The 9,488-nt window shown below is 72.6% G+C and carries 13 protein-coding genes; 7 read left to right on the top strand and 6 right to left on the bottom strand.

The features are described from left to right. Positions 1-67 precede the first annotated feature (67 nt). Entirely contained in the window at positions 68-1,090 is a 1,023-nt protein-coding gene (locus QSK39_RS37710) for a C40 family peptidase (protein ID WP_285482591.1), read from the top strand. Here the strand turns inward: QSK39_RS37710 and QSK39_RS37705 are convergent. Next, the gene (locus QSK39_RS37705; protein WP_285482590.1) at positions 1,063-1,452 is read right to left on the bottom strand and encodes a winged helix-turn-helix transcriptional regulator; all 390 of its coding nucleotides are present in this window, start codon (positions 1,450-1,452) and stop codon (positions 1,063-1,065) included. The genes QSK39_RS37710 and QSK39_RS37705 overlap by 28 nt on opposite strands. A gap of 75 nt (positions 1,453-1,527) precedes the next feature. Between QSK39_RS37705 and QSK39_RS37700 the strand changes: the two genes are divergently transcribed. Next, positions 1,528-1,896, top strand: coding sequence for a DoxX family protein (locus QSK39_RS37700; RefSeq protein ID WP_285482589.1), 369 nt, complete (start codon positions 1,528-1,530; stop codon positions 1,894-1,896). Positions 1,897-1,900: 4 nt separating this feature from the next. On the opposite strand, the gene QSK39_RS37695 is transcribed toward QSK39_RS37700, so the two are convergent. Beyond that, the gene (locus tag QSK39_RS37695; protein ID WP_285482588.1) at positions 1,901-2,536 is read right to left on the bottom strand and encodes a hypothetical protein; all 636 of its coding nucleotides are present in this window, start codon (positions 2,534-2,536) and stop codon (positions 1,901-1,903) included. Positions 2,537-2,586: 50 nt separating this feature from the next. Between QSK39_RS37695 and QSK39_RS37690 the strand changes: the two genes are divergently transcribed. Then, positions 2,587-2,922, top strand: coding sequence for a VOC family protein (locus QSK39_RS37690; protein ID WP_285482587.1), 336 nt, complete (start codon positions 2,587-2,589; stop codon positions 2,920-2,922). Between the two features lie 3 nt (positions 2,923-2,925). Here the strand turns inward: QSK39_RS37690 and QSK39_RS37685 are convergent, their stop codons facing one another. Continuing rightward, entirely contained in the window at positions 2,926-3,930 is a 1,005-nt protein-coding gene (locus QSK39_RS37685; RefSeq protein WP_285482586.1) for an alkene reductase, read from the bottom strand. A 64-nt stretch (positions 3,931-3,994) separates the two neighbouring features. Between QSK39_RS37685 and QSK39_RS37680 the strand changes: the two genes are divergently transcribed. Then, positions 3,995-4,849 carry a sigma-70 family RNA polymerase sigma factor gene (locus tag QSK39_RS37680; RefSeq protein WP_285482585.1) on the top strand — a complete coding sequence of 285 codons (855 nt, stop codon included), beginning with the start codon at positions 3,995-3,997 and terminating at the stop codon, positions 4,847-4,849. On the opposite strand, the gene QSK39_RS37675 is transcribed toward QSK39_RS37680, so the two are convergent. Then, on the bottom strand, positions 4,839-5,426 hold the full coding sequence (locus tag QSK39_RS37675) for a dihydrofolate reductase family protein (protein WP_285482584.1): 588 nt from the start codon (positions 5,424-5,426) through the stop codon (positions 4,839-4,841). The two genes, QSK39_RS37680 and QSK39_RS37675, sit on opposite strands and share 11 nt — an antisense overlap. Before the next feature lie 166 nt (positions 5,427-5,592). Here QSK39_RS37675 and QSK39_RS37670 point away from each other — a divergent pair, with 166 nt between their 5' ends. Then, entirely contained in the window at positions 5,593-6,429 is an 837-nt protein-coding gene (locus QSK39_RS37670) for a class I SAM-dependent methyltransferase (RefSeq protein WP_285482583.1), read from the top strand. Positions 6,430-6,444: 15 nt separating this feature from the next. Beyond that, complete coding sequence (locus QSK39_RS37665; protein WP_353051108.1) at positions 6,445-7,056, top strand: TetR/AcrR family transcriptional regulator; 612 nt, start codon at positions 6,445-6,447, stop codon at positions 7,054-7,056. A 222-nt stretch (positions 7,057-7,278) separates the two neighbouring features. On the opposite strand, the gene QSK39_RS37660 is transcribed toward QSK39_RS37665, so the two are convergent. Then, entirely contained in the window at positions 7,279-7,662 is a 384-nt protein-coding gene (locus QSK39_RS37660) for a nuclear transport factor 2 family protein (RefSeq protein ID WP_285482581.1), read from the bottom strand. Between the two features lie 98 nt (positions 7,663-7,760). On the opposite strand from QSK39_RS37660, the gene QSK39_RS37655 reads away from it, so the two are divergent. Continuing rightward, a complete protein-coding gene (locus QSK39_RS37655; protein ID WP_285482580.1) occupies positions 7,761-8,660 on the top strand; it encodes a LysR family transcriptional regulator in 900 nt (299 codons plus the stop codon). Here QSK39_RS37655 and QSK39_RS37650 read toward each other — a convergent pair. Continuing rightward, a complete protein-coding gene (locus tag QSK39_RS37650) occupies positions 8,617-9,480 on the bottom strand; it encodes a transglutaminase-like domain-containing protein (RefSeq protein WP_285482579.1) in 864 nt (287 codons plus the stop codon). The genes QSK39_RS37655 and QSK39_RS37650 overlap by 44 nt on opposite strands. Positions 9,481-9,488: the final 8 nt, after the last annotated feature.

The raw sequence follows: 9,488 nt of genomic DNA, 5'->3' as shown, positions 1-9,488 counted from the left end.
AGAGTCCCCCTAACGTGCAAGCTACTCAGTCGTTCACTAAGAGGTGCGCTCTTCTAAGTTGGACCCCGTGACGCCGAAGCCGACCTCCTGGGCTCGTGGCGCGGCCCTGCGCGGCCTCGTCGCGCTGCCGCTCGTCGCGGGTCTGGTCGCCGCGGGCTGGCTGCTGGCCGACCGGTCGCCCGAGCCCGCGCCGGCTCCCCTGCCGGTGGCGCGGGACGCCGCGTCGGGTCCCTCGGTCCTCGAGGTCAGCGCACCCGTGAAGGCGCAGGAACCGGGCCAGGGCGCGTCCGGCCAGGGCGGCAAGAGCCCGCTGCAGCAGTGGGCCGACCAGCTGGCGGGGCCCCTCGACATCCCGGCGGACGCGCTGATCGGCTACGCGAACGGCGAGCTGGCCCTGCGGAGCGAAGACCCGTCGTGCCACCTCTCGTGGGTCACGCTGGCGGGCGTCGGCTCGGCGGCGTCGAACCACGGCCGCGGCGGCGAGAACCTGCTGGGCCTGACGGCGGCGCAGAGCAAGAAGTACGGCACCGAGGCCCCGGTCGCGGCCGGGCGGGCACTGTGCGCGGGCGGCACGGACCTCGGCGCCGGCCCGGGCTGGTGGAAGGCCATCGCGGCGTACCACCCGGGCAGCGACGCGGAGCTGTTCCGGCAGCGCGTCCTCGGCATGGCCCAGCTGTACGCGACGCTTTCCCTGGACCCGGCGTCGGCTTCGTCGCCGCGGGTTCAGGCGACCCGGTTCGCCCTGGGCCAGCTCGGCCTCCCGTACGTCTGGGGCGGCAACGGTCCCGACGCGGGCGCGGCCGGCTTCGACTGCTCGGGCCTGACGAAGGCGTCCTACGACAGCGCGGGCGTGTCCCTGCCGCGCACGGCGGACAGCCAGTTCCGGGCGCTCCCGCCGGTGCCGGCCGCGCAGGAGCCCCGCCTGGGCGACCTGGTGTTCTACGGCAGCCCGGCGACGCGCATCCACCACGTGGGGCTGTACCTGGGCAACGGCCTGATGATCAACGCGCCGACCGAGGGCCAGGCGATCCAGATCCACACGTACCACTCGAAGGGCGACGACTACGCGGGCGCGGGCCGCCCGGCCTGAGTCCGCTGCCGGTGGGCGTTGATCCGCTCGTGGTTGGCCATCGCCCACTCGGCGAGCGCCAGCACCAGCGGCACCAGGCTCCGGCCCAGCTCGGTCAGCTCGTACTCGACCCGGGGCGGCACCTCGGCGTACGCGGTGCGCGTCACCAGGCCGTCTTCGACCAGGCGGGTGAGCGTCAGCGTCAACATCCGCTGCGAGATGCCGGCGGCCCGCACCAGCTCGCCGAACCGCAAGGGCCCGGAACGCAGGGTGCCGATCACCAGCAGGCTCCACTTGTCGCCGACCCGGTCCAGCACCTCGCGGACCGCCCCGCCGTCCCGGATCCGCGGCGGCCCCTCCCCGTCGTCTGTGACCTTCGTCATGGCCGGGCGCTCCTTCCTGGACACACACATCGTTGTGCCTTTTGCGGCGGCCCTCGTGCGCGCCGACCATCAGGCGTGGACATCGGACTGTGGGTCGCTCAGGGATTGCTCGCCATCGTCTACCTCGCCGCGGGCGGGCTCAAGGTCGTGCGGCGGCGCGAGCGGCTGATCGCGTCGGGCGCCCTCGACTGGATGAAGGACTCGTCGGACGCCGGCGTGAAGGCGGTCGGGCTGGTGGAAGTCCTCGGCGCGCTCGGCGTGGTCCTGCCCCGGCTGACCGGGATCGCCCCGGTCCTCACCCCGATCGCCGCGATCGGCCTGGTGGTGGTGCAGGTCGCCGCGTTCCGGGTGCACCTGGTCCGCGGCGAGCGCCGGCCGTTGCCCGCCAACGTGCTCCTGGCGCTTCTCGCCGCCTTCGTCGCGGCCGGCCGCTTCCCCGGCTGATCGGTCAGGCGCCCGTCAGCTCACCCATCGCCCGGCTCAGCAGCGCGGCCTCGTCCTCCGGAAGCGACTGTCCCAGCCGCACCATCTGCACGGCGGTCAGCAACGCCGTCCGGTCGTCCGAGGTCCCGAGATCGCCGAGGTACGGCGGCAGCAGCACCCCGAGGGCCCGGAAGTCCTTGCGTTCGCACAACTTGCCGAGCAGTTCGGTCAGTGCGGTGCTCCCGCCGTCGGCCGTCCGCAACGCGGCGGCGACCGTGAACCGCATCCCGTCGCGGTACGGCCCGGCCGGAACGTCCTGGAGGCGTGCGGCGGCCTGGCGGTAGTGCTCCTGCGCGTGGTCGGCGTCACCGAGCTCCTCGTGCGCGCGGGCCAGGTTCAGGTGCAGCGACGGGTAGAACCCGCGGACCCGCTCGTCGCCGACGCGATCGGCGCGCTCCAAGCACTCCTGGTTCCAGCGCAGCACGTCTTCGGGGGTCGTCTGGTGCCGGGCGAGGTAGTGCGCCGCGACGCAGGCGCCGTAGTCGTCGGTCGCCGCGTCCCACGCCTGCCGGAACAGCGCGTGCGCGTCCTCGGTGCGGCCCGCCGCTTCGGCTTGCATGCCCTCCGCGCACAGGCGCACGACCACGTCGTCGAGATCCATGGCGCTCAGGCTAGCGTTTTTGTCGGTGGTCGCCGCTAGCTTCTCCAGCCATGTACGAAGTCGACTTCGCCGAGTTCCCGTCCATGTCGGCCACCGCGTCCGGCGAGTTCTTCGCGCGCGCCTTCGGCTGGGACGTGACGCCGTACGGGCCCACCTACACCGACGTCCGCGCACCCGGTCTCACCTTCGGCTTCCAGGCCGACGCGGCCGAGCAACCCCACGCGCCCCTGGTCACGATCCGCACGGACGACCTGGCCGCGGCCCGGGCCGCCGTGGTCGCGGCCGGCGGGGAGGTGACCAGGGAACCGTTCGCCTTCCCCGGCGGCCGGCGCTTCCACTTCCGCGAACCCGGCGGCAGCGAGCTGGCGGTGTGGTGCCCGGAATAGCCGTCAGGACACCGCGGCGACGCCGTAGTACGTCGCGGGGTCGGCGGTTTCCAGCGGCAGGCCGAGCGCGAACCGCGTCACGAGGTCCGGGTTGGCGAGGAAGTGCCGGGAGTACGACACCGCGTCGGCGATCCCGGCCCGGATCACGGCGTCCCCGGAGTCGCGGCCGAAGCCGTTGTTCACGATGAGCGAGCCGCCGAACAGCCGTCGATACCGCGCGAAACCGGCGAAATCCGGTCCCGTGTCCGGACCACGGAGGTGCAGGTAGGCCACGTCGAGCCCGGCGACCAGCTCGTCGTATTCGGCGCGCAGGGGTTCGTCCACAGTGAACAGTCCGCCCGTCCACCACGGCGAAAGCCGTACCCCGACTGCGATCCCGGAGGCACTCACGGCATCGACGACTTCCGAGAGCAGCTTGCGCCGGCAGCGTCCGTACGCGTCGGTGCGGCGGTTCGACCGCGGGTGCAGGAACTGCGCGAGCAGGTACACGCCGTTGGCCGCCACCTCGACGCCGTCGAAGCCCGCTCGCCGCGCGTTCTCCGCCGCCGCGCCGTAGTCCGCGACGACGGCCCGGATCTCGGCCACGCTCATCGCACGCGGAGTCACCGTCGGCCGCCGTCCCGAAGCGGTGTGCACGGACTCTTCGGGGTTCACCGCCGACGGCCCGGCCGGCCGCGCGCCGAGGAAGTCCGGGTGCGACACCGCCCCGGTGTGCCACAGTTGCACCACGATCCGCCCGCCGAGCGCGTGCACGACGTCGGTGACCCGACGCCATCCGGCGACCTGGTCGTCGGCGTACACGCCGGGAACGTCCGGGAACCCGACGGCCCGGTCACTCACCCAAGTGCCTTCGGTGATGATCAATCCGGCGCCGGCGCGTTCCGCGTAGTAGGCGGCCTGCCGTTCGCCGGGAACGCCGCCGGGCACGTGCGCGCGGGTCGTCGGCGCGAGCACCACACGGTTGGGCAGGCGCCATCCGCCCAGGTCGGCAGGGGTCAGCAAGCTCATCGGTCACCTCTGGTCGCCGTGGTTCGTCGGGAGTGCGACGGTGGGTGCGGGCGAAAGGTGACCGATGGACGAGCTGGCCCGGGAGTTCGAGGCCGAACGCGGCAGGCTGCGCGGGCTGGCCTTCCGGCTGCTCGGCTCGGCGGCCGAGGCGGACGACGCCGTCCAGGAAGCTTGGCTGCGGCTGAACCGCGTGGACTCCGTCGACAACCTGGCGGCCTGGCTGACGACCGTCGTCTCCCGCGTCTGCCTCGACGTCCTGCGCTCGCGGAAAGCCCGGCGCGAGGACCCGTTCGACGTCGTGCCGGAGCCTGCGGCCGATGCCGATCCGGCCGGCGAGGTCGAGCTGGCCGATTCGGTGGGCCGCGCGCTGCTCGTGGTGCTGGACGCGCTGGGACCGGCCGAGCGGATCGCGTTCGTGCTGCACGACCTGTTCGCCGTGCCGTTCGACCGGATCGCCCCGGTGCTCGACCGCACGCCGGTGGCGGCGAAGAAGCTCGCGAGCCGCGCCCGGCACCGGGTCCGCGGCACGTCTCCGCTGCCCCCGGCCGACCTGGCGCGGCACCGCCGGGTGGTCGACGCGTTCCTGGCGGCGGCCCGCGGCGGCGACCTGGATGAGCTTCTGGACGTCCTCGCCCCGGAAGTCGTCCGCCACGCCGACGCGGCCGCGCTGCCGGTGGGAGCGGCCCTCGAGGCACGCGGGGCCCGTGCCGTGGCCGAGGAGACGCAGGTGTTCGGGAAACGGGCTCACTTCGCCGAAGCGGCCCTGGTCGACGGCGCGGTCGGCGTCGTCGTGGCCCCGCGTGGCCGGCTGCTGCTCGCCCTCGCGGTGACGGTCGAGGGCGAGCGGGTGGTGGCGTACGAGGTGATCGCCGACCCTGCCCGGCTCGCCGCGCTGCACGTCACGCTCCTCAGCGCTTGATCCGGTAGGTGAGGTGCGTGACGCCCGCCCCTTCGACGACCTCGGGGCCGGTCAGCGTGGTCGTCGCGTCGAGGCCCTCGAAGAACCGGACGCCGGAGCCGAGCAGCACCGGGACGAGGTCGACCTGGATGCCGTCGAGCAGGCCGAGGTTGAGGCACTGCTGCGCGATCTTGGTGCTGGCGACGGCGACGTTCTTGTCGCCGGCGACCTTCTTGGCCTGCTCCACGGCGCTTTCGACGCCGTCGGTGACGAAGGTGAACGGCGCGTCCGGGTGCGGCCAGTCCGCCGGGGCCTCGTGGGTGACGACGAAGACCGGCGCCCCCATCGGGTGCGTGCCGCCCCAGCCCTGGGTGATGTCGAACAGGTGGCGGCCGGCGATCAGCGCGCCGACGTTGTCCATGGCGTCGCGCAGCATCTTCGCGCTGGCCTCGGAGGTCTTGAAGGTCGCCCAGTCGACGGCGGTGGGCACCTCGACGTCGCCGTTGCCGAACCACCCGAACAGGTGGTCGATGCGGTCCTGCGGGTCGGCGACGAAGCCGTCGAGGGACATGGACATGTTGGCGATGACGTCGGCCATTTCGAGCTCCTCTGTGCTGGTCGGAGGCGGTTTGCCTCGCTGATGAGAAGTCTTCCGCGATCACCCGGCCGGAAGATCTGCCACCTGGCCGACATCCGGGGGCGGGTGGCCGATGCCTTGACAGCCGGGGCGGTCTTCGCGACGATGAACAGGCGTTCATGAACGCATGTTCACCACGGAGGAGATGGGGATGACCGGGATCGTCAACACCGCACAGGCCGAGGCGTGGAACGGCTACGAAGGGGAGCATTGGGCGTCGCACGCCGACCGCTACGACGCCGTGAACAACGGGTTCAACGACTCCGTGCTCGACCAGGTCGGCCGGGACGACCGGGTGCTCGACATCGGCTGCGGCAACGGCAGGCTGACGCGGCTCGCGGCGGCGCGGGCCCGGTCCGCGACCGGGGTCGACCTGTCCGGGCCGATGCTCGCGACCGCGCGGGCGGCGGAGGTGCCGAACGTGACGTTCGACCAGGGTGACGTCCAGGTGTACCCGTTCGCCGAAGGCGGGTTCGACCTGGCGATCAGCCGGTTCGGGGTGATGTTCTTCGCCGATCCGGTGGCGGCGTTCGCCAACGTCCGGCGGGCCCTGAGCCCCGGCGGGCGGCTGGCTTTCCTCTGCATGGCGGCACTCTCCGGCACGGACCTGGGCCGGGTGTTCGGGGCGATGGCCGAGTACCTGCCCCAGCCCACGGGCCCGGACGGCAGCGGCCCGACGTCGTTCGCGGACCCGGACCGCACGACGGCGGTCCTGACCGGAGCCGGCTTCGAGGACGTGGTGTGCACCCGCGTCGAGGCCGACCAGGTCTGGGGCCGTGACGTCCCCGACGCGACGCGGTTCATCTCCGACTGGGGCCCGGTGCGCCACCACCTGGGCATGGTCGACACCGAGACCGCGGCCAAGGCGACCGACGCACTGACCGCGGCGCTCGAGCCGTTCGCGGCCCCGGACGCGGTCCGACTGCGCGGGGCGGCGTGGCTGGTCACGGGAAGGAGGTCCTAGGACACGGGTTCTACGATGGCGGTGATGTCACCGAGGAAAGCCGCGGCTCAGCGGGACGGCCAGTCCCTGCACGACCTGCTGGTCGAAACCGCCCAGAAGATGATCGCCACGCACGGGACGACCGGGATGACCGTGCGCGAGATCGCGCGCATGGCCGGCGTCGCCGACGGCGTGCTCTACAACCACTTCTCCGACAAGGAAGAGCTGGTGGCCAGGGCCCTCCTGGAGCACGTGCGCACGACGGAAGCGGAGCTGGGCGACCTGCCGGTGGCCGGCGAAGGCACCTTGGAAGGGAACCTCCGCCGCCACTTGGAGTTCGGCCTCGCCCTGCACCAGGTGATCGTCCCGGCGTTCAGCGGCCTGCTCGGGCAGCCGAGGGTCCTGGAGCGGTTCGCGGAGATCAGCGAGCGATCCGGCTACTGGCGCGACCGTCTGCTGACGTACCTGCGGGAGGAGCGCACCCTCGGCAGGCTGCGCCCGGAGTCCGAAGTGGACGCAACGGCGGCCATGCTGGTCGGCTACTGCCACGCCTCGGTACTGGCGGCGGTCTTCCCGCACACGAGCCAGCTCGACCCGCCCACGCTGGACTCGGTGGTACGAGCAGCCCTCGACGGCATCGCGCCGTAGGTCCGCACCGCCTTCGCTCAACGCCCACCGGGTCTCACGCCAGAGCCACTCCCGGCGCCGGACCGCACCACCGCCACCCAGTCGCGCCCACCCCCAGCCGCCCTCCCACCGCAAGCGCTCGCACCGCCCGCACGCCACGCACTCTCGGTCCCGGCCCGCAGCGTCACTTACCCCGAGCCACTTACCCCGACTCGCAACCCACACCCCTCCGCCTACCTCGCCCTAAACCATCGGGTTCCCGCTGACCGTCGACTCCGGAATCTCCTGCACCACGTCCCAGTGCTCGACGATCCGCCCGTCGCGCACCCGCATGACGTCCGCGATCGCGCTCCCCCGCGATCCGGATGTCAGGCGCAGGAGGCTGTGCGTGCACACCAGATCGTCCTCGGCCACGACCCGGTGCACCTCCAGGCTCAGATCCGGGAACCGGTCCACGAAACCCGCCAGGTACTCCGCCGAGGCATCGGTACGAGCCGGGGCGTGGGGGTTGTGCTGGACATAGTCGTCGCCGACGCACTTGGCGAAGGCGTCCGCCGGGCGCTTCTCGGTGAAGGCCGACCGAAGGAAACCGACGACCACTTCCTTGTCCCGCTGGATGTCCGTCACCACCGTCACCGTCCTTTGTGGAACTCTCGACACCAAGCCCGCTATTCGCACAACAGAAAGGGAAAGACCGATGGACGCGGCCGCGATACCCTCGCGGTATGGACGACGTCGAGGTCCGTGAGCTGCGGTACTTCCGCGCGGTCGCCGAAGAGCTGAACTTCTCCCGCGCCGCCGAGCGGCTCGGGATGGCGCAGCCACCGCTGTCGCGCGCGATCCGGTTGCTGGAGCGACGGCTGGGCGTCCGGCTCTTCGAACGCACCAGCCGGCACGTCGAGCTGACACCGGCCGGGAACGTCCTGTTCACGGAGTCGGCGAAGGCACTGGACGCGGTCACGGCCGCGGTCCGGCGGACCCGCCGGGCGGCGCACGAGCCGCCGGCGCTCGTCGTCACCGTGAAACCCGGCGTCGCCACCGAACTGCTGAGGCGGATCGCCGACGGGCACCCGGAGCCGGTCGAGATCCGGGTCGGCGGGTTCGGTGAGCAGGCGGCCCTGTTGCGTGACGGTCAGGTCGATGTGGCCTTGCTCGGCTGCCCGGGCGACCACGGCGACCTGGACGTCGAGGTGCTGGTGACCGAGCCTCGGGTCGCCGCGCTCCCGGTGCGGCACGAGCTGGCGCACCGGACCTCGCTGACCTGCGCGGACTTCACCGGGCGGGCGACGCCGTCCTGGCCGGACGCGTCGGTCGCCGACCGGGCCTACTGGTCGGGCCGGGACGTGACCGGCGGCCCGGTCACACCGGGGCCGGTGGTGCACGACAGCGCGCAGCTGCTGGAGACGGTCGCGCTCGGGCAGGCGATCGCGCTGCTGCCGGCGTCGTTCGCGGAGGGGCACCCGCGGGCCGACGTCGTGTACCGGCCCGTCGCCGACGCGACGCCGTACTCGCTCGCGCTCGCCTGGCCGGAGGGCGCGCGGGACCCGCGGATCGCGCGGTTCGTGCGGACCGCCGTCGAGGTCAGCGAAGCACTACCTCGACCGGGAGCCGTCCCGGCGGGGTGACCGAGCGGATCACCGGCGGCACCCGCACGTCCTCGGCCTCGAACAGCGTCCGCAGCTGCTCGAGGTCGGCGCCGGACATCGCTTCGGCCAGCTCGTCGGCGCGGGCGATGCTCTCCGGAGCGAGCACGGCCGCGTCGTCGAGGTCGCCCCAGAGGTCCCACAGGATCATCTCGTGCTTGTTGAGCGCGGCGAGGTCGAGCACGAGGTTGTGCCGCGCGTACGGCAGGCCGCGCAGGAACGGCACGTCCAGGTCCGGCGAGACCACCAGCCGGCTCGGGTCGAGGTCGCCCGAGCGGGCCGCGGTCCAAGCGTCCGCGCCGACCAGGAACCGGTCGCGGGGCACGTCGAGGACGTCGATCCCGGGGAAGTCGTCCGGCAGCTGGGGTTCGACCAGGCGCCAGCCGTCGGGCGACCACACCTCCGCGACCACGTGGTCGAGGTACCAGCCGGGCACCAGGTAGCTCGCGAAGCCGACCCGGGCGCGCGCCGGGAGGCCGTGGTGGCGGGCCATCGCGACGAACAGCACCGTGAAGTCGCGGCAGCAGCCGACGATCCGGTGCACCGGCGAACGCGGCGAGCCGGGCGGCGCCGGGTCGAGCTCGCGCAGGCGCGCGAACATGTCCGACGCGTACCGCAGGTCGATCTCTTCACCACGCGAAGCCGGGAAGCCGTGCCGGGTGATGTCACCTTGGGCCCAGTAGTGAAACACCAGCTCGGACGCCGCCCGGCGCAACGCCGGGAGGTCGCGCGGAACGTCGTCGAGCCAGGACGACTGTGTGCCCGGGTCGGTGAAGCGGCTCTGGCCGAGGTACCAGTCCATCGGCCCAG

Origin of the sequence: Amycolatopsis sp. NBRC 101858 (assembly GCF_030269325.1) — a bacterium.
Taxonomy (GTDB): domain Bacteria; phylum Actinomycetota; class Actinomycetes; order Mycobacteriales; family Pseudonocardiaceae; genus Amycolatopsis; species Amycolatopsis ponsaeliensis.
Note: the sequence above shows the minus strand (reverse complement) of the source record. Positions and strands in the feature narration are given on the sequence as shown.